The organism is uncultured Eudoraea sp. (genome assembly GCF_947260015.1).
GTDB lineage: Bacteria > Bacteroidota > Bacteroidia > Flavobacteriales > Flavobacteriaceae > Eudoraea.
In genome coordinates this window covers 24,244-45,338 of record NZ_CAMYOM010000008.1, presented here as the reverse complement: position 1 = coordinate 45,338, position 21,095 = coordinate 24,244, and the positions used below count along the sequence as shown (strand labels likewise).

Sequence of the window (21,095 nt, the reverse complement as noted above, 5' to 3'; positions counted from 1 at the left end):
ATACAAAGGCGTTTGGTATAATTAAACTACAAGAACAGTAACTATGAACCCAATAATTAGAAATATTTTAGCTGTAATAGCAGGATGGTTAATTGGAAGTGTTATTAATTTAAGTCTGATCAAAATTGGTCATGGTGCATTTCCGATTGAAGGTATTGACCCAAATGATATGGAGGCTTTAGCGAACGTAATGCCTACATTAGACTTTAAATATTTTATATTCCCATTTTTAGCACACGCATTAGGCACCTTGATTGGAGCTGTTATTGCCGGGTTGATTGCAACAAACCACAAGATGAAATTTGCTCTTGGTATTGGAGTATTATTCCTGATTGGTGGAGTTCTTGCCAGCTTAATGCTCCCTGCACCAACTTGGTTTGTGGTTACAGACCTTGCATTTGCTTATATTCCAATGGCTTGGATAGGCGGAAAACTTGCAATAATTAAGAAGTCTAAGAATTAAAATCGATTTAAGAAATTCAAAAAGGGGAAGAATAATAAATTGAAACCAGCCAGATTAAGACTCAATATTTCTGCTGAATGGCAATTGATATTAATTTTTGCCTTAGCAAAGCTTCTTATTCACTTTTTTACTGTCTCTAACTTTGAATTACACAGGGATGCCTATCTCTATTATGCACAGAGTGAACATCTTGCCTGGGGTTATGTTTCGGTACCTCCATCAATTGCTGTCATCGGGAAACTGGCTACATCAATTTTCGGTAATACAGTATTTGGCCTAAGGTTTTTTCCTGCACTTATTGGCGCATTAAATCTCATTATAATTGGCTTGTTTATTAAAGAATTGGGTGGTAAAAAAAAGGCAATCGTACTTGCCAGTCTTGCCTACATACTTTCTCCCTCATTCCTGCACACCAATGCTCTTTTTCAACCAGTTGCCTTTAATCATTTTTACTGGTTATTATCCGGATATTTGATCCTTAGGATGATCTCACGCAACAATCCTAAAATCTGGCTGTGGATCGCTGTAGTCTTCGGTTTTGCTTTTCTGAATAAATACTCGATTGTGTTCTTTTATGCGGCCTTTGCATTTTCGTTAATACTATCGAAATACAGGTATTTGTATAAATCCAGGTATTTCATAATGGCTTTAGTCATAGGACTAACCATAATTTCTCCAAACTTATTTTGGCAATATGAAAATAGCTGGCCCGTTTTACAGCACATGACAGAACTTCGGGAAACCCAACTTATTCATGTTCGAACTTCAGATTTTATTATAGCGCAATTTTTAATGAATATTCAAGCTCTTTTAATTTGGATTCTTGCCTTGATCATTTTGTTATTTTATAGAAAAGAAAAGCAGTATAGGTTGTTTGGCTATATCTATATATTTCTTATTCTTTTACTATTGGCAGGAAGTGGTAAACCCTATTATACATTAGGTATTTATCCCATTCTGTTTGTGTTCGGGTCATATTTTATAGAGAAGTACGTTAAGAAATACACGAGCTACGTTTACAGCTTCCTGGTGATATCAATGTTTTTTTCATTATATGTTTCGCTCTCAGTTGATGGGATTCCTTTTATAACGCCAGATAAGGTTAACAATAAGGGAGCTTTTAGATGGGAGGATGGTGTTGATCACGATATTCCCCAGGATATGGCGGATATGACAGGTTGGAAAGAGATTGGTGAAGTGGTTAAGGAGATATATATAAGCCTGGGTGAAGAGAATGAAGACAATTGTGATATTTATTGTTATCACTACGGACAAGCCGGTGCCGTGATGTTCTATGGTAAAGAAATTGGAATTCCACAACCCATTTCACCCAATGGAAGCTTTGTGTTTTGGGCTCCCGACAGCATCTCAAAAGATTATGTCATTTATATTCATTCAGATTTAGGAAATGATATAAATCCCGACACTCGCCTGCCGCAATTATTTGAAAAAGTTACACTTATTAAAACAATTGATAATAAGTATTTCAGAGAAAATGGAACTAAGATATACTTATGCAAATCACCGAATGATAAAGCTAAAATATTCTATAAGAATATGATGAAAGAATTAAAGGATAACTACCGCTAACAATATTTGCTCACTTTTTGGTAGATTTTTTAGGTTTATCCGCAGCTGCCTTCTTGGATTTGTGGGAAAAAGGGACATGGTAAAAAACAATAAGAACATTTGATAACAAAACCTATAATAGCAACGGAGAATGTTCAGAAAAATTCAAAATTGCTCAAAACTTACTAAATTGTACAAGTGACCTCCTAGGAGGTACATCCTGAGATTTAAGTAAAAACTACATTGAATGAAAAATTCAGTAAAATATGTTGCGTTTCTACGTGGAATTAATGTTGGTGGTCACCATAAAGTTCCAATGGCTGAGCTGAAAAAGGAGTTACAAAAATTGGAACTTGAAAACATAGTGACTCTATTAAATTCGGGCAACATAATCTTTGATTCAACCTGTGAAAGTATCTCCAGCCTTGAAAAGAAGGTTTCAGAGCATTTGGAAAAAACGTTTGGATTCTCCATTCCAACTATAATTAGAAAATCTGACATGATTTATAAATTATTGAGTAATAATCCGTTCAAAGATGTAAAACTTACCAAAGATATTAGATTATATGTATCATTTTTGCGAATGAATGATGGCACTAAATTGGAACTGCCCTGGAAAAGTTCTGATAACGCATACATAATAATCGGAAAAAGCGACAAAACCATCTTTAGTGTTCTGGACCTTTCGGTATCAAGAACACCAAAAGCAATGGAAGTTATGGAGAAATATTTCGGAAAGGATATTACCACCCGAAATTGGAAAACTATTGAACGAATAGGGAAAAAACTTGAGGCCAACAGCTAAAATTATAGAATCTCATAGAATCTGATTGTATGCAGCGCTTTATAAAATGAGCAATTCTTACTATTTAAAAAAACATAATCCTCATTAAACGGGCTTTACCCCGAAGTAATATAGAAATGATTAATCTTGTAGCTTATTGAAACAATTATTTAGAAATTTGAATTATGCACACTAAAAAAAACTACACTGCCTTTGAAATGGCCTGGTGGACCCGCTTCGAAACATTATTATTTTTTGCTATTATAATTTCCTGGGTAGCCGTTTATTATTTTTTGGATTTGGAGTGGTTAAAAATTCCATGGACACCTTTAGCTTTAATTGGGACAGCAGTGGCGTTTGTTATTGGTTTTCAAAATAATGCAGCCTATGGCAGAATCTGGGAAGCCAGAAAAATTTGGGGAGGAATCGTAAATACTTCGAGAACATTTGGGGTGTTTGTTCAGGACATGGTTAACAATGAATACGCTAAAACACCAATAGAAAATTCAGAACTCCAAAAAGAAATTAAAACATTGACCTATAGGCATATAGCCTGGATGACGGCTTTGCGATATGCCATGCGCGCATCTAAACCCTGGGAAACGTCTGTGCACCATAGGACAAACAAAGAATGGGATACTCGTCCACCCGAACATGATTCTACTTTAGATGAGGACCTAAAACCGTATATATCTGAAAGTGATTATGAATATATTATGGGCAAGAGTAATAAGCAAACGGCATTATTGTACCTGCAATCCCATCATCTAAGGCAGCTCAAAGAAAAAGGGGTAATTTGGGAATTTTCCTTTTTAGAACTGGAAGGGGTTATTCAGGAATTTTTTACGCTGCAAGGCAAGAGTGAACGAATTAAAAACTTTCCTTATCCTAGACATTTTGCAACACTCAATCATTTTTTTATGTGGCTTTTTGTCTTGTTACTTCCTCTGGCCCTGGTGCCACAATTTGCCGAAATTGGCAATGAACTTATAACTAAAAGTCCTCTTATCGGAAAACTGTTTGTTTGGTTTTCAATTCCTTTTTATGTCATTGTAGCCTGGATTTTCCATACTATGGAAAGAATAGGCAGAACCGGAGAAAATCCTTTTGAAGGCACCGCCAATGATGTTCCAATTTCAACAATTGCAAGAGGAATTGAAATTGACCTCAGAGAAAATTTGGGAGAATCTGAAAAAGAAATTCCAGAGCAATTCGCCATAAAACATCACACTCAATTCTAATAGCTTTTTCCTTATAGCAAAAAAGGTGGTCCAATACAGGACCACCTTTAACTTCTATAGGTATTCTGGTAGTTTAAACCAAGACTACGTCAAATCGAAACGATCAAGGTTCATTACTTTGTCCCACGCTGCTACAAAATCTCTTATGAACTTCTGTTGTGAGTCTGCACATCCATATACTTCAGCAAGCGCACGCAGTTCTGAGTTTGATCCAAAGATGAGATCTACACGAGTTCCAGACCACTTCACTTCTCCTGTTCCACGATCACGACCTTCAAAAATATCATCGGATTCCGAAGTCGCCTTCCAGGTTGTACCCATATCTAGGAGATTTACAAAGAAATCATTTGTAAGTGATCCCGGAGTATCAGTGAAGACACCATTTTTTGAATGATCAAAATTAACGTCCAACACCCGTAATCCTCCGATGAGCACTGTCATCTCCGGGGCAGTCAAGGTCATCAATTGCGCCTTATCTACTAAAAGCTCTTCAGCACTTACAGAGAATTTATCCTTTACATAATTACGGAAACCATCCGCAATCGGTTCAAGTGCTTCAAAAGATTCTGTTTCAGTTTGTTCATCGGTGGCATCATTCCTGCCAGGTGAAAAAGGTACTGTAATATCATGACCAGCATTTTTGGCGGCCTGTTCAACTGCGGCACATCCACCTAAAACAATTAAGTCGGCAAGAGATACTTTTTTAGTTCCGGATTGGGCATCGTTAAACTCTTTTTGAATACGTCCAAGGGTATCCAAAACTTTCTCCAATTGCTTGGGATTATTCACTTTCCAATCTTTCTGAGGCGCCAACCTAATACGTCCACCATTGGCACCACCCCGAAAATCTGATCCCCTGAAAGTAGAAGCAGACGCCCAGGCTGTAGATATCAATTCAGAAATGGATAACCCTGAGGCCATAATATTTGCCTTTAAGTTAACAATATCCCCAGCATTGATTAGTTCAAAGTCTATTGAAGGAATCGGATCTTGCCAAATTAATTCTTCCTTAGGTACTTCCGGCCCCAAATAACGTTGTATTGGTCCCATATCGCGGTGCGTTAGCTTAAACCAGGCACGCGCATATGCATCAGCAAATTCATCTGGATTTTCATAAAAATGTCTGGAAATTTTCTCATAAGCCGGATCCATGCGCAATGTTAGGTCCGTTGTTAGCATAAACGGAGCATGCTTCTTTTCCGGATTTTGAGCGTCGGGTATTGTATTTGCCCCAGCATTATCTTTAGGTTGCCATTGATGAGCTCCTGCCGGGCTTTTTGTTAGCTCCCACTCGTAACCAAACAAGTTTTCAAAATATTTGTTACTCCATTTTGTGGGGGTATCTGTCCAGGCACCTTCTAAACCACTGGTTATAGTATCAGTTCCTTTTCCGGTACCAAAATCGTTCTTCCATCCTAAACCTTGCATTTCAATGCCCGCGGCGGCCGGTTCTGCTTCAAGATATTCCGCATCACTGGCTGCACCATGTGTTTTACCAAAGGTATGGCCACCTGCAATTAGGGCTACGGTTTCATAATCGTTCATAGCCATACGACCAAAGGTTTCACGGATATCATGGGCTGCGGCCACAGGATCCGGGTTTGCATTTGGCCCTTCCGGGTTAACATAGATCAATCCCATATGAGCAGCTCCTAGTTGGTTTTCCAATTCTCCGTCCTCATTGTATCTTTTTTTATTTCCTAACCATTCCGCTTCGGAACCCCAGTAAATATCTTCTTCGGGCTGCCATATGTCTTCACGACCCCCGGCAAAACCATACATTTTTAATCCCATAGATTCATGGGCACAATTACCTGCCAGGATTAATAAATCTGCCCAGGAAAGCTTTTTCCCATATTTTTGTTTAATGGGCCAAAGAAGTCGTCGCGCCTTATCCAGATTGGCATTGTCTGGCCAACTGTTCAGGGGAGCAAAACGCTGGGCTCCCGTGCCACCACCTCCACGGCCATCAGCGATGCGATAAGTACCTGCGGCATGCCATGTCATTCGTATGAAGAATGGACCGTAGTGCCCATAGTCTGCAGGCCACCACTCCTGGCTATCTGTCATTAAATCATAGAGGTCTTTTTTAACCGCTTCCAAATCAAGCGATTTGAATTCTTCTGCATAATTAAAATCATCACCCATAGGGTTAGCTAAGGATGAATGCTGACGGAGGATGTTCAGATTCAACTGATTGGGCCACCAGTCACGGTTTGTAGTTCCACCACCTGCAGTTTGGTGCAATTCACCATTTAAAAACGGGCATTTGCCTGCCTCGTTATTGCCCTGGTAGGTAGCATTAGACGATGTTGTTTGACTTTTGTTATTATCCATAATGCGATTGATTTTTGATTCCTTTTATAGAATAGTAAAAATACTCATTTGTTTGCTCATATAAGTTGGATTCTAATAGAAAATAACTATGACCAATGCATAACCCTTATAGGTCAAAAATGTCTTAAAATTGATTAACTTAAAAAGCATATCAAAGGAAATTCAAACTATCAAACCGTTTATTCCATACGGCTTCAGATGATTTGAAACTAAGGTGCAAATTCACTACTTTAGAAGACTATTGATAATGATACTTCTGAATATGTAAAATGTGTAGAGCAGACCATGCCCGGAAGACCATTAACAAAGAAAAAAACACCAACTATGGACAAAGCACTGCAAACAATGATTGACAATATGCCCGATAAAACCGGGAAATCATTAGATGATTGGAAATCGCTACTTAAACAAAAGTCGTTCACTAAACATTCTGAGGCTGTTAACTTCCTAAAGAAAGAACACCAAGTAACACATGGTTTTGCCAACACTATTGTTACACTGTCAAAAGAAGAAAACACTCCGCCGGCCGATCTGGTAAAGAATCAATATAAAGGGAAAGAAGATTTAATGCCCATTTACAAAAAACTCTTATCCATTGTTGAAAGCTTTGGAGAGGATGTTACAATAAGCCCGAAAAAAGCAAGCGTTAGCGTTATTAGAAAAAAACAGTTCGCCCTAATACAGCCTTCTACCAAAACGAGAATTGATTTGGGATTAAAAATAAAAGACAAACCAACAACAGACCGTCTTGAAAATTCCGGTCCATTTGGATCTATGTGCACACATCGCGTGAAATTATCGGAAGTGTCTCAAATTGATGGTGAACTAAGAGATTGGTTGAAAGAGGCTTATCTGAAAGCGGAATAAAAACTGTAGCTAAGTTTCGACATGTTAGGTATACAATTTTTAAGCTAAAACCTAAAACGGAGAATTCAGGTCTTTTAGTAATGATAAGAGATAGGTTTCTTACTTTCGTACAATTGGTAAACTTTTCTTTTTGAAATTGATCTCAAACAATATTTACAGCTGGCATTTGCATTTATTTAGTATTGTAATAACCCTAATTAATTCCGCTTATGAAATACCTGAAGTTTACACTTTCTCTTCTTCTTACAGCATCTATTTTTTATGGCCTGAACAATAAGTTTGGTTCTATTCCACCCATCGGAAAATTTTTAAATCCCTCAACCGGTGTTTGGCAAAATGAAACTGATGAAACCATTACGGGAACTGTTTCCATTGATGGACTCAAGGACAAGGTTACCGTGCATTACGATGCACAGCTAATTCCACACGTCTTTGCTCAGAATGAAAATGATTTATACAGGGCCCAGGGTTATATTACGGCTAAGCACCGACTCTGGCAAATGGAATTCCAGACGTATGCCTCCGCAGGTCGGTTATCTGAAATTATTGGCGAAGCTGCTTTAAATTACGACCGTCAGCAGCGTAGACGCGGAATGGGATTTGGCGCCGACCGGGCCATTGAAAAGATCAAAGAAGACCCTGAAACTACGGCTTTTTTAGAGGCTTATGCAGAAGGTGTAAATAGTTACATAAACCAACTACAGCCGAAAGACTTTCCTATTGAGTATAAACTACTCGATTATCAACCAGAACCCTGGACGATAAAAAAAACAGCTTTGTTATTGATGTATATGACCAAGGATTTGGCCGGAGGAGATTCTGATTTAGAATACACCAATGCATTGCGGATGTTTGGGAAAGAACGCTTTGATTTATTATATCCCGATTTTTTTGATGTCATAGATCCTATTATTCCTAAAGGAACTGATTGGAGTTTTATTGATGTGCCTATAACTGAAACACCAGAAAGTGAATTACCACTCGACTCTATTTCAAAAACCTTAGACAAGCCAAATCCTGCTAATGGCAGTAATAACTGGGCCATTTCTGGTCAAAAATCCTATTCTGGAAATCCTATTTTGGCAAACGACCCGCATTTGGGACTAAACCTCCCTTCTATTTGGTTTGTGATGCAATTAAGTACCCCAACCCATAATGCTTTTGGCGCCACATTGCCCGGAGCTCTGGGTATAATTTCAGGATTTAACAATCATATTTCATGGGGAGAAACCAACGCTACCAGAGATGTATTGGATTGGTACAAGATTCAATTTAAAGACGAAAGCTGTAAACAATACAAATATGGTGATGATTGGAAAGCTGTGAGTTTTAGAGTTGAAGAAATTAAAATAAAGGGTAAAGCCGCTTATATTGACTCTGTATGTTATACCCATCATGGCCCTGTGGCTTATGATAAAAACTTTATGGGTGACAATAAACTTGCCGGCTATGCCATGAAATGGTCGGGCCATATGGGGGGCAACAATCAAAGGACATTTTTAGAGCTCAACAAAGGAAGAAATTATGATGATTATGTTAATGCCCTCAAACATTATACAGCCCCGGCACAAAACTTTGTCTTTGCTTCTACAGAAGGTGATATCGCTATTTGGGTTCAGGGAAAACTGCCCAATAAATGGAAAGGACAAGGCAAATTTTTAATGGATGGCAGCAATCCAAAGCACGACTGGCAAAGTTTTATCCCACAACCTTTTAATGCCCATACCAAAAATCCGGAGCGTGGCTTTGTGAGTTCCGCAAATCAGCATCCTGTAGATGAATCCTATCCGTTCTATGTATATAACGATGGCTACGAAACCTACAGAAACCGTGTAATCAATAACTTTTTTAATTCTAAGGACACTTTCAATATTCAGGATTTCAAGGATTTACACAATAATAATTATAACCTTAAGGCAGCGGAACTCCTACCCTATATTTTTAAAAATATGGACTCATCTACGCTCACCGCAGAGGAGTTAAACATATTCAACGAAGTAAAATCATGGGACTTTAACAATAATATAGAGGAACTGGGACCAAGTATTTGGAGTAATTGGTGGAACAAACTCTATGATCTGGTTTGGGATGAATACGATGTTGATAATGTTGCATTGGATAAACCATTCACCTACCAAACCATTCACTTACTAAAAACCAAAGGCAAGGATGAATTTATGGATATTGTAGAAACACCTGAAACCGAAACCGCTAAAGATCTATTCCTAATCAGTTTCAAAAAAGCAGCGAAATCCTTAATGGATTGGAAAGCTGAAAATGGAGATTATAACTGGAATGCCTATAAGAGCACCTATGTTGGTCATTTATTACAGGCCTTACCTGCATTTTCAAGGTTTAACCTGCCAATTGGGGGTGGTGGAAACATTGTGAACGCAGCCAAAAAAAATCATGGTCCTTCATGGCGAATGATTGTGGAGATGAGCTCACCACCAACTGCTCTGGGAATTTATCCCGGAGGTCAATCTGGTAATCCGGGCAGTAAATATTACGATAATTTTATAGACGATTGGGCAGCAGGCAACTACCACAGTTTAAACTATTTGCAATCAGACATTAAAACCGACGCTGTAATCGACACCCAAACTTTAATTTCAAATTAAATGAAAATCAAAATCCTCAATTTTATAGTCACACTTGTTTTAGCTGTAGTCTTTTCGTTTTTTCTGCCTTGGTGGTCCGCTATGTTAGCTGCATTTATAACTGCAGTAGTGTTTTCCTTAAAACGTGCAGCTGTATTCTTTACGCCATTTTTGGCTGTCTTTGTATTTTGGGCAGGGTATTCATTTTTACTTGCCAACGGCAACGACTTTATACTGGCCAAAAAAATAGCAGTATTATTACCTTTGGGTGGTAGTCCTTTCCTTCTAATATTAGTTACAGGTATTGTTGGAGGTTTGGCTGCTGGTGTCGCCGGTATTTTTGGAAAACAATGCCTGATGTTAGTAAAAAAGTAATGCTCTAAAAATAGCTGTAACTAATTACAAATCCTTCCCTAAATTGAATAATTATTTCGTTCAAATACAAATTCTGATAAATGAGCAAATTGGGAATAAATTTCGGTCTTCTGAACTACTAAGAACTTAAAAATGATAAAATTCTTCAATTAATTAAATCTGAACTTAAACAATAACGAACAACGGACATAGTATGAAACTAAAAAATGAAAGATAATTGGTTTAAAAATAACTGGTTGTACTTGCTTTTACTCTTTGCGGTTATATCGGCAATTATGGCATTGAACACCTCCGACTTTTTTTATAAGTCCGGATCAGCGGGGGTGGGTATTCTTATTATATTAATTATCAATTTCAGAAAGACAAAACAACCCAATGATACCTGGATGATTATTGGGGCATTTATATTTTCTATTGTCGGGGACTGGTTCATGTCCAATAAGCTTGGGGATACTATGATGTTTAGTAAGGGCATTGCATTATTTTTTATTGCCCATCTGGGATATTTAGGTTTTGCTTTAGTAAACGGAAAAATAAAATGGAGATTTACACTCATTATTCTGATAGCTTATTTATTGTTTTTCTTCCTTTTATTGTCTCCTTCCATTGACGATAAGATACTGCGGTATGCTGGACTTATTTATTTGCTAATTTCCTGTCTCACCTTTGGCTCATCTATGGGAATTAAGGGGGATACGGTATTTAAATGGGCTTATATTTTTGGGATTTTTCTAATTGTATTTTCGGATACAATTATTGCTCTTACTGAATTTTTAGGATATACTGAGCTTGATTTTATAATTTTACCTACTTACTATCTTGCACATATTAGTATCACTTACTCATTAATTCGTAGAGAGAATTTATAGGGGAAACAATATGGAAATCTTATGAGAGCATTAATATTTAAAAAATACGGTTCCCCGGAGGTCCTTCAGCTCAAGGAGATCGCAAAACCAACACCTAGAGAGAATGAAGTTTTGGTTAAAATTCACGCTACGGCAGTGAATGATTACGACTGGAGTTTGATAAGAGGGAAGCCATATCTCTATCGATTACTATTTGGTATTCTAAAGCCAAAACACCAAATACCCGGTATGGAACTGGCCGGAACTATAGAAGAGCTTGGTGCAAATGTAAATTTGTTTAAAATTGGCGATGCCGTATATGGAGATATCTCGCAATATGGTTTTGGCAGTTTTGCAGAATATACCTGCATTAATGAAAAGGCCTTGACCCTAAAGCCAGCTAAAATGAGTTTTGAGGAAGCCGCGGCCATCCCGCATGCAGCCATGTTGGCGGTACAGGGTCTGCTGGATATTGGCCAGCTTCAAAAAAGGCAGAAGATTCTGATTAACGGTGCAGGTGGTGGTGTGGGAACATTAGGCTTACAAATAGCAAAGCTATATGATGCCGAAGTAACCGGAGTTGATACAGGGGATAAATTAAAGATGATGAAGGAGCTTGGTTTTGATCATATCATAGATTATAAAAAAGAGGACTTCACTAACAACAAACAGCGTTATGACCTGATCCTGGATGCGAAGACCACCCGCTCAACTTTCCGGTATTTGAAGGCATTAAACCCAGATGGCAAGTACGTAACCGTTGGCGGATATCTAATCCGGCTAATACAGGTATTAATCCTAAAACCCTGGATTTCCGTTTTTAGTAAAAAGCGTGTCCATATGGTTGCCTTAAAACCAAATAAAGATTTGGAATATATAAACGAAATTTTCGATGCTGGCAAAATTAAACCGGTAATAGATGGACCTTACGAACTAAATGAAATACCTGGGTTAATTCAGTATTTTGGTGAAGGGAAACATATAGGCAAAATAATAATTAAAGTGTTTTAAAAAGATGAGTAATACAAACGAATTTAACAATCGCACATTAACAATAGAAAGGACATATAACGCACCAATCCAATTAGTTTGGGATGCCTGGACTCAGGCCGAACAAATTGCTCTTTGGTGGGGTCCAAAAGGAATGCAGACCAAAGTAATTCAACATGATTTTAAAGTGGGTGGAATTTGGAAGTATGTTATGATAATGCCAGACGGTAATGAATTTATTACTGAAGGTGTGTATTCAGAAATAGCTAAGCAGGAAAAAATAGTTTCATCCGCAGATTTCAAACCAATGACAGAAGGCGTGGAAATACAAGCCTTGTTTGAAGCAAAAGAAGACAAAACCAATTTTACTTTTAAAGTTGTACATCCAACAGCGGAATACTGCAGGCAACAAGAGAAAATGGGCTTTTACAAGGGTTGGAATTCTACTTTCGACAGGTTAAACGAGTATCTGAAGACACAATAGCCCTGGAGCAGATCAGCTGAATACCCTATTATCATTGGTAAAAATAATCCAATTAGTTCTAAACTTGGATTGTTCATTTTACTGTTTATCTCCTGAACCATGAGATAGTAAAAAGACACTCGGTAATCAGTCGAAAAAAATAATCTTTTTCTCTTTTTGTAGTGATAGGAACAGATATCTTTGTGCAAAATTGGATTAGTGATCCGCAACAGGCTAAAAAACCTTTTCTTAATTCTTTTCTTCCTGCCTGTTTGGATATATGCACAAACTACAGAAGAACCACCGACCAAAAATGTAAACCAGCAGTCGCAAACCTGGATTTCGCTTAACAGTGTTTTCCAACTTACCAAGCATTGGTCAGGTCTGGCCGACTTTCATATGCGGCGCAGCAATTTTGTAAAAAATCCGAGTTTTAATTTTATCCGTTTCGGGGCTCGATATGGCTTTAACAACAACCTAAAACTCTCTGCCGGCTATGCACACCTTTGGCTGGCTAAAGACGAAAACTGGACTCTTTATCTGAACGAAAACAGGATCTACCAGGAGTTTATCCTGGCCGACACCTGGTCAACTTTTAGCGGCTTGTTCAGAATACGTACTGAGCAGCGCTTTTTTAACAATGTGGAGGAGGGGCAATCATTGCAGGACGATTTTTTTATTAATCGCATCCGTTTTCTTCTCAGCATTACTATCCCATTTAAAAAGGATGGGAAAACTTCTTTCTTAGTTGCGAATGAGGTTCACCTTAATTTTGGAAAAGAAGTGGTCTTCAATACTTTTGATCAAAATCGGTTTACCGTGGGGATCAAACAAAAACTTAGCAAGACCTGGAGTTTTGACTTTGGCTATATGATGGTTTACCAGCAGCTACCCAGTGGGATAGATTATAACCTAAACCACACAATCCGCCTGTTTTTTTATAGTAATTTCGATTTGCGTAAAAATAAAGAAGAACAGATCAGACACGGTCAAACCATAGACTAAAGCTTATTTTCTAATTGGTAATAGCAATACGGATATTCATTTATTTATTTTGTCTATAATTTGATCCCAATTGTCCCGGACTCTGAGAATTCTTATACGTCAGGAAATAGAAGTATCCCTGAAAAATTCGTATCTTGTTAATCACTCCCCCGGCAATACTAACCTTTAAATACAACAATAATGAAAACAAAATTGTTTGGACTGTTAATGCTAGCTGTATTGACCTTTTTCAGCTGTAAAGAAATAGAAAAAGAGGCCGATATGGCAATGGAGGAAGCTGAGGCTCCGGATTCTGCGGACTTTGATAAAAAAGTGGCTGTTGTAAGCGCATTTTACCAGGCTCACTGCGACGAGGATATTGACGCACTAAGCTCAATGCTTTCTGATGACATGAAATGGAGCCCTCCAGGTTATAATGGTAACGAATGGTTAGGCAAAGAAGATCTTCTTGCTGCCTTAAAAGGCTATCATGATGGCTTTGACAATATTAAATATGCAGAAGGAATCGTAATGCCCGATTCTACAGCCAATGGCTTCTGGTCCGGCTCTGTTTTCCCGGTGAAAAATGCAAACGCCAGTGCAGGTATTATCCGGGTATACGGCACCTGGTCCGCTACTCATACTGAAAGCGGAAAAGAAATTGGCGTTAAATATTTTAACCTTTCTTCGGTCAACGAAGATGGGAAGATTGTACAGTCATCAGATTATTTTGACGTACATGGTCTTGCTGCACAGATTGCAGCCCAAGAATAGCCAATTACGATTTAAAATCTAAGGTGGTCAATTCTTTGGGCCACCTTTTTTCATTAGCTTAATGGTTACTTTTTGTAATAAATAAAGTCTCCTACTTAAGACTAACGTAAAGGCGATAAGGTTATGCTGATTGAATGTAAAAATTTTTGAGAGTTTCTATTTTAAAGATTTACAAAAACTTAACTTCATTATCATTAATGAACTATTATTAAACCTTATTTTAGTATACTCGAACATAGGGAATATTAGTCAAAACAAATTGTTACACAAAAAAATTAGTATGAAAACAGTAAATGCATATGCCACAAATGATGTGGGCGGTAAATTAATTCCTTTCCAATATGAATTACCTGAATTAGGAACGGACCAGGTTGATATTAAGGTACACTATTGCGGAATTTGTCATTCAGATTTGAGTATGCTCAATAACGAATGGGGAATGACGCAATACCCATTTGTTCCGGGACATGAAATTGTAGGTGAGGTGATTGCTGTAGGTAGCAATGTAAATAACCTTGAACCCGGAAATTTGGTAGGTCTGGGTTGGAATTCAGCCTCCTGTATGCATTGCAAACAATGTATGGATGGGAGTCATCATCTTTGTGATACCGTGGAAGGAACTATAATAGGGAGGCATGGTGGATTTGCTGATACTGTACGAAGTCATTGGTCCTGGGCAATACCACTACCGCAAGGCATAGATTTAAAAAAGGCCGGTCCCCTGCTCTGTGGCGGAATTACAGTATTTAATCCTATACTGCTGGCAGACGTTAAAGCTACAGATCGTGTAGGAGTTATTGGCATTGGTGGATTAGGGCATATGGCCCTGAAATTTTTAAATAAATGGGGGTGCGAAGTGGTGGCTTTTAGCTCTAACCCTGATAAAAAAGACCAAATAATGGCCATGGGGGCAACTAAAATAGTTAATTCAAGAGATCCGGAAGAATTGGAGTCTATTGCAGGCAGTCTCGATTTTATTCTCAACACTACTAACGTTACTCTGGATTGGAATTCCTATCTAACCGCACTTGCTCCAAAAGGTAGGTTTCACAATGTTGGGGCCGTTTTGGAACCCTTAGCTATTCCGGCTTTTTCTCTCATTATGGGTGAAAAGTCTGTTGCTGGAAGCCCTTTGGGAAGTCCGGCATTAACTCTAAAAATGCTTGAATTCTGTGTACGACATGATATTTATCCAAAGGTTGAAGAATTTCCGTTGTCAGAGGTTAATGAAGCGATGGATCATTTGGAGCAGGGTAAAGCCAGATATCGGATAGTTTTGAAAGTATCCTAAAAATCAAGAAACCATGTAAAACCTTTACTGCTTCGGCATCAATTATAAACAATTGATGCCGTTTTTATTTATTTTCATTTACATGATTATTTTCTGCCATAATTCCATCATAATTATCTAAATTATCCAACACTTAAAAAAATAAACTATGAGCTATTATTTTAATACCCTTTTAAAAGGAAAAAGCTTTGAAGAAGCCATCGAACTGGTTACGACGGAACTTAAAAAAGAAGGTTTTGGAGTACTTACTGAAATCGATGTGAAAGAAACATTAAAAAACAAAATTGACGTTGATTTCAAAAAATACAAGATTTTGGGGGCCTGTAATCCTCATTTTGCCCATAAGGCCTTACAAAGTGAAGATAAAATTGGTGTTTTCCTTCCTTGTAACGTAATTGTTGAAGAGCATGAAAACGGAGAAATTGAAGTTTCGGCTGTAGATCCAATTGCATCCATGAGTACAGTTGAAAATGAAGCTTTAGGCAGTCTTGCGTCGGAAGTTCAGGAAAAACTTATAAAGGTGATTGAAAACCTCAACAATTAAAGATAAAATTTAAGCATAATACATATGATTAATTTCACTAAAGACCAATGGAACAAAGTAGCTAGCTTGGTCTTCCTGTTTTGTAGTATAAGTTTTCAAACCACTTTTTCTCAGGACACACCTGATTGGATAGCAAAAAGTAATAGTTATACCGAAAGAATTCTTGATGTTATTGCAAAGAATAACCCGGAATCTGCCGCAAGACTTGGAATAGATGGATTAGATGACCAAATTTCTGATCTCTCAGAAGGGTTTAATAAACGGGCTCTTTTGGACCTAAATATGGTTGCGGAATATTTTAAAGCCCAACTACCGCTTACCAGTGATGAACTCGTTAAGCAAGATCTTCTCATCTTAATAGAAAGTACAGAAAACGAGATTGAAGAAATTCAATTAACTGAAACCAATTTACTACCCTATTACAATGCTACAAGTAGGATTTATAGCGGAATCCGTGGTTTATTGGAAGAGCGCATTCCTGCGGAGCGCAGACAGGCGGCCCTGGTACGTTTAAAAAAATATGTGGGTAGTGAAAAAGGCTATGTGCCCTTAACAAACCTGGCTCGCGAAGAAATGGAAAGGGAATGGAATAAAAATAAAGATAGAATTCCACCCTATAAAGAAGAGGTTGAACGCGACTTGAAAACAAGTGGTGAATACATTAAAGAAATTGAAGACCTTTTTAAAAAATACAAGATCAAAGGGTTTGAAAAGGATTATAAAAAGTTGGTTTCTCAATTAGAAAGTTATCATACTTATATTCGGGAGGAGGTTTTACCAAAAACACGAACAGACTTTAAACTTCCTTTGGCCATCTATTCTTTCAACTTAAGGGAATATGGGGTGGATATGCCCATAGAAGAATTGCAGCGGAGAGCAATGGTTGCCTTTAAAGAATTACAGACGCAATTGCAGGTGTTGGGGAAAATTATCGCAGAAAAACATAACTATCCGTCTAATGATTACAGGGATGTTCTTCGTGCTATGAAAAAAGAACAACTGGATAGTGCAAACATTTTAACCGTATACAGACAACAGATCAAAGAGATTGAGGCAATTATAAAAGACGAACAAATATTGACTTTACCAGATCGGGAAATGGTAATTCGTCTGGCTTCTCCTGCGGAAAGTGCTGCAGCTCCTGCCCCCTTTATGAGTCCGCCGCGTCTTATTGGGAATACTGGTGAATATGGCGAATTTGTATTGCCCTTAAAAGCAACAGGAGGTTCTGATGGGACTTCCCTTCAAATTGATGATTTTACTCATTTGGCCGCTTCATGGCCTTTGACCGCACATGAAGGTCGTCCCGGTCATGAGTTACAATTTACGGCAATGGTAGAAAGAGGTGTGTCTCAGGCGCGGGTCATTTTTGCTGCAAATAGTGTAAATATAGAAGGTTGGGCCCTGTACTCAGAAGAGATTATACAACCTTTTTTACCCGTTGAAGGGCAGTTTATGACACTGTGGAGCAGATTGGTTCGCTCTGGTCGCGCTTTCCTCGACCCGGGATTAAATTTGGGAACAATTACACCAGAGGATGCCAGATATATATTAAGTCACGAGATTGTACTCTCTGAGGCATTGGTCCGGTCAGAATTAGAACGGTACCAGTTTAGAGCACCCGGACAAGCCACCTCATATTTTAATGGTTATTTAAGACTGATGGAATTAAGAGCCGAAACCGAACTAATTTTGGGAGATAAGTTCGATCAGCTGGCTTTTCACGATTTTGTTTTAGGGCAGGGACTACTTCCTCCCAAGTTAATTAAAAAAGCGGTTTTAGAAGAGTTTATTCCAGCCTACAAATAGGCCTGATTGTGCTAAAAAAACAAACATTAATTAGGGCTCAAAATAATGTTAAATAGAAGCTTTTATTCATGACAGAACCCATTTTATCTTCTTTTTGGCTATATAATAATTTGGAAGATCCTGATTTGATAGTTTTAGATGTCAGCCCAAAAACGGATAAAGCCGATTATGAAAGCTTCGGTATCAAGGGGGCCAGAAAATTTGATCTGCAAAATGAGTTTAGTGATACCTCCAGTGAACTTCCCAATACACTCCCAAGTCCTGAGCAGTTTGAAAATAGTTGTAGAAAGCTGGGGATTAACAATTCCAGTAAAATTGTGGTATATGACAATCTTGGGATTTACTTAAGTCCCAGGGTCTGGTGGATGTTTAAAGCAATGGGGCACCAAAATATTGCCTTACTCAATGGTGGCCTTCCGGACTGGATAAGTCAGGGCTATGAGACCGTACAGCGCAAAGAAAATAATATTATCCCGGGAAATTTTGAAGCAAAATTTCAGTCTGAAATGGTTAAGGATTATGATTTTGTGTCATCCAATGTGTCCTTAAAAGAGTCTGTTTTAATTGATGCCCGCTCGGCAGGGAGATTTATGGGAATTGCTCCTGAACCAAGAGAAGGATTACCAAGCGGACATATCCCAGGTTCCATTAATTTACCCTATACCGAAGTCCTTGAGAATGGAAAATTCAAATCCAGGGAAGATCTTTCGGAGATATTCAATAAATTGATGATCAATGAAAAACCCCTGGTTTTTAGTTGCGGTTCAGGAGTTACGGCTTGTATTATTCTAATGGCTAGTGCGTTGGTATTGGAGAATGACAAATCTGTATATGATGGTTCATGGACAGAATGGGCCCAAATTAAAAAATAAATGAAAAATCTGATTTACCTTTTACTGGTTTGTGTTTACTCTTGCAATCTTGCCCCGGATAAAAAAGCAACAGCGGCGGTATCTGAGCAGGTTAGTACTACTCAAACTTCATTGATAGTTCTTGGCAATGTGCAAGACGCCGGTTCGCCACATATTGCCTGTAAAAAGGAATGTTGCCGGGTACTCTTCCAAAACCCCGATGAGAGCAGAAAAGTGGTCTCTTTAGGCATTGTTGATCCTGAAAATAACCGGAAATATCTGTTTGACGCCACTCCCGATATGACGGAACAGCTTAAAACATTAAAGAATTACCTCCCAAAAAATACAAACGAGATAGTTGATGGTATTTTTCTGACACATGCTCATATTGGTCATTATACAGGCCTGATGTATCTTGGAACAGAAGCATTGGGTGCTTCTAATGTTAATGTGTTTGCAATGCCTGTAATGGATTCCTATTTAAGGAATAACGGTCCCTGGAGTCAGCTTGTTGGGAATCAGAATATTTCACTACAAACTTTGAATAATAAGCTAGTAATTTCACTTACTTCAAATCTAAGTGTAATCCCATTTCTTGTGCCCCATCGTGATGAATATTCAGAAACTGTCGGATTCAAGATAATAGGTCCCAATAAAACGGTACTTTTTATCCCGGATATTGATAAATGGCATAAGTGGGACACCAATATTGTTGATGAGATAAAACAGGTTGACTATGCTTTTCTTGATGCGGGGTTTTTTAGTGAAACTGAAATAGACAATAGGGATATTTCAGAGATTCCACACCCAACGGTATTGGAGAGTATGGCACTTTTTGACAAATTGCCTACTCAGGAAAAAAATAAGGTTTGGTTTATTCATATGAATCACACCAATCCAATGCTAAATCCAGAGAGTGAGCAATCCAAATTGGTGATATCCAAAGGTTATCATATTGCCAGATTTAAAGATATATTTACACTATAGAAAGGTTCAGTCCTCCTGAGTTTTGGAAATCACATAAATTGTATCTAATAATTTGAGGGGCAATTTTTGGGAGCACCGGGGCTCTAAACTATTGCTATCCCAGCTGCGAAAACTTACTTCTTAATCAACCTACATAGGTGATTTTCCTATTGGAATAGAATTCAGATTAAGGTGGCTGAATTGCAAATATTTAAAGTCTTTAGTCCAAAAATTGAAAGACCTAAAAAGTCCTTTTTCTATTTAAACTTTAGGGCGGAAAAGGTCAAAAATATACTGCAAATTTCGTAACTTTATTGCACTTTTAAAACCTAATTATTATGTGCAGATTTGTAGCGTATTTAGGGAGTCCAATAATCGTTGAAGATATACTAGTTAAGCCGGAAAATTCATTGGTTCATCAAAGTTATGACGCTGAAGAATCTATTATGACAGTAAATGGAGATGGTTTTGGCTTAGGTTGGTATTATAAAGATATTCAGGAAGAACCTGGATTATATAAATCGGTGTTACCAGCGTGGAATGATCAAAATTTATTGAACAATGCCTCCATCATGAAAACTACTTGTTTTTTGGCGCATATTAGAGCGGCCACGTCTGGTGGTGTTTCCCAGGAAAATTGTCATCCTTTTAAATACAACGAACATTTAATGATGCACAATGGGGGTATACAAGATTTTGAGAAAATAAAACTTGACTTAGTATCTCTTTTAGATGAAGAAGCGTTTTTATGGATTCAAGGACAGAGCGATACCCAATATATTTTGGCTTTATTCATGACGAATTTCAGGAAAATGGGTATTGAAAAACCCGCAACTCCAGAAGAATTAGTTGCCTGCTTCAACATGACCTTTAGCGATATAGAAAATTTAAAACAAAGCAAGGGAATAAATAGCACATCCAATTATAATATTGTGCTGTCAAACGGTCATCGTATGATTGCTACACGCTATAGCACTGATGCCGCTTCGGACAATCGTTCCCTTCATTTTGCAGAAAAGATCGCTTGCAGTTTTAATAATGAAACTGGAGATCTTGAAATAGAAGAAGGTATCGTTAAAAGAAGTGCCGCTTTAATTTCGTCAGAAATTTTGACAGATGACAGGAATTTATGGAAAGAGATCCCTACCAACCATGCCGTATTTATAGATAGTGATATGCAAGTATCCCTACATAAATTAACGGAAGTTAAAGACTATGCAATGACATAGGTACATTATTTGCAAGGGTATTTTAATTTCATTTTAAGCAATAATATACGCTTTATAGTAAAATATGGGGGTATTTATTTTTGTGAAATTAAACTCCTGTTCGCAATAAG

19 protein-coding genes are annotated in these 21,095 nt (G+C 37.8%); 18 read left to right on the top strand and 1 reads right to left on the bottom strand.

The window, feature by feature from the left end; translation table 11 throughout:
- Window positions 1-43: 43 nt before the first annotated feature.
- The 4 genes from Q0X66_RS05920 to Q0X66_RS05905 all read left to right on the top strand — a co-directional run bounded on the left by Q0X66_RS05920 (window position 44) and on the right by Q0X66_RS05905 (window position 4,057).
- Window positions 44-463 (top strand): hypothetical protein, encoded by a 420-nt coding sequence (locus tag Q0X66_RS05920; RefSeq protein WP_297704246.1) that lies wholly within the window; start codon window positions 44-46, stop codon window positions 461-463.
- A gap of 39 nt (window positions 464-502) precedes the next feature.
- A complete protein-coding gene (locus Q0X66_RS05915; protein WP_297704244.1) occupies window positions 503-2,053 on the top strand; it encodes a glycosyltransferase family 39 protein in 1,551 nt (516 codons plus the stop codon).
- Window positions 2,054-2,279: 226 nt separating this feature from the next.
- Entirely contained in the window at window positions 2,280-2,837 is a 558-nt protein-coding gene (locus Q0X66_RS05910) for a DUF1697 domain-containing protein (RefSeq protein ID WP_297704242.1), read from the top strand.
- Between the two features lie 164 nt (window positions 2,838-3,001).
- Entirely contained in the window at window positions 3,002-4,057 is a 1,056-nt protein-coding gene (locus tag Q0X66_RS05905) for a bestrophin family protein (RefSeq protein WP_297704240.1), read from the top strand.
- 84 nt (window positions 4,058-4,141) lie between these two features.
- On the opposite strand, the gene katG is transcribed toward Q0X66_RS05905, so the two are convergent.
- Window positions 4,142-6,394: a catalase/peroxidase HPI gene (katG, locus tag Q0X66_RS05900; RefSeq protein ID WP_297704238.1), complete on the bottom strand. Its 2,253-nt coding sequence runs from the start codon at window positions 6,392-6,394 to the stop codon at window positions 4,142-4,144.
- Between the two features lie 324 nt (window positions 6,395-6,718).
- On the opposite strand from katG, the gene Q0X66_RS05895 reads away from it, so the two are divergent.
- From Q0X66_RS05895 to Q0X66_RS05830, 14 genes are all read left to right on the top strand, one after another.
- Window positions 6,719-7,261, top strand: coding sequence for a DUF4287 domain-containing protein (locus Q0X66_RS05895; protein WP_297704236.1), 543 nt, complete (start codon window positions 6,719-6,721; stop codon window positions 7,259-7,261).
- 209 nt (window positions 7,262-7,470) lie between these two features.
- Window positions 7,471-9,882 (top strand): penicillin acylase family protein, encoded by a 2,412-nt coding sequence (locus tag Q0X66_RS05890; RefSeq protein ID WP_297704234.1) that lies wholly within the window; start codon window positions 7,471-7,473, stop codon window positions 9,880-9,882.
- The gene (locus Q0X66_RS05885; protein WP_297704232.1) at window positions 9,883-10,236 is read left to right on the top strand and encodes a hypothetical protein; all 354 of its coding nucleotides are present in this window, start codon (window positions 9,883-9,885) and stop codon (window positions 10,234-10,236) included.
- A 206-nt stretch (window positions 10,237-10,442) separates the two neighbouring features.
- Window positions 10,443-11,105, top strand: a complete 663-nt coding sequence (locus tag Q0X66_RS05880) for a lysoplasmalogenase (RefSeq protein ID WP_297704230.1) — start codon at window positions 10,443-10,445, stop codon at window positions 11,103-11,105.
- 21 nt (window positions 11,106-11,126) lie between these two features.
- Complete coding sequence (locus Q0X66_RS05875) at window positions 11,127-12,095, top strand: NAD(P)-dependent alcohol dehydrogenase (protein WP_297704228.1); 969 nt, start codon at window positions 11,127-11,129, stop codon at window positions 12,093-12,095.
- Between the two features lie 4 nt (window positions 12,096-12,099).
- Window positions 12,100-12,558 carry an SRPBCC domain-containing protein gene (locus Q0X66_RS05870; RefSeq protein WP_297704225.1) on the top strand — a complete coding sequence of 153 codons (459 nt, stop codon included), beginning with the start codon at window positions 12,100-12,102 and terminating at the stop codon, window positions 12,556-12,558.
- A 198-nt stretch (window positions 12,559-12,756) separates the two neighbouring features.
- A complete protein-coding gene (locus Q0X66_RS05865; protein ID WP_297704223.1) occupies window positions 12,757-13,542 on the top strand; it encodes a DUF2490 domain-containing protein in 786 nt (261 codons plus the stop codon).
- Window positions 13,543-13,722: 180 nt separating this feature from the next.
- Window positions 13,723-14,295 carry a nuclear transport factor 2 family protein gene (locus Q0X66_RS05860; protein ID WP_297704221.1) on the top strand — a complete coding sequence of 191 codons (573 nt, stop codon included), beginning with the start codon at window positions 13,723-13,725 and terminating at the stop codon, window positions 14,293-14,295.
- Window positions 14,296-14,575: 280 nt separating this feature from the next.
- Window positions 14,576-15,586, top strand: coding sequence for an NAD(P)-dependent alcohol dehydrogenase (locus tag Q0X66_RS05855; protein WP_297704219.1), 1,011 nt, complete (start codon window positions 14,576-14,578; stop codon window positions 15,584-15,586).
- Window positions 15,587-15,734: 148 nt separating this feature from the next.
- Window positions 15,735-16,130 (top strand): DUF302 domain-containing protein, encoded by a 396-nt coding sequence (locus tag Q0X66_RS05850; protein ID WP_297704217.1) that lies wholly within the window; start codon window positions 15,735-15,737, stop codon window positions 16,128-16,130.
- Between the two features lie 24 nt (window positions 16,131-16,154).
- Window positions 16,155-17,939, top strand: coding sequence for a DUF885 domain-containing protein (locus Q0X66_RS05845; protein ID WP_297704215.1), 1,785 nt, complete (start codon window positions 16,155-16,157; stop codon window positions 17,937-17,939).
- 68 nt (window positions 17,940-18,007) lie between these two features.
- Window positions 18,008-18,811 (top strand): sulfurtransferase, encoded by an 804-nt coding sequence (locus tag Q0X66_RS05840; protein ID WP_297704213.1) that lies wholly within the window; start codon window positions 18,008-18,010, stop codon window positions 18,809-18,811.
- Window positions 18,812-19,777, top strand: coding sequence for an MBL fold metallo-hydrolase (locus tag Q0X66_RS05835; RefSeq protein WP_297704211.1), 966 nt, complete (start codon window positions 18,812-18,814; stop codon window positions 19,775-19,777). It abuts the gene before it with no gap.
- Between the two features lie 317 nt (window positions 19,778-20,094).
- The gene (locus tag Q0X66_RS05830) at window positions 20,095-20,985 is read left to right on the top strand and encodes a class II glutamine amidotransferase (RefSeq protein ID WP_297704209.1); all 891 of its coding nucleotides are present in this window, start codon (window positions 20,095-20,097) and stop codon (window positions 20,983-20,985) included.
- Window positions 20,986-21,095 lie beyond the last annotated feature (110 nt).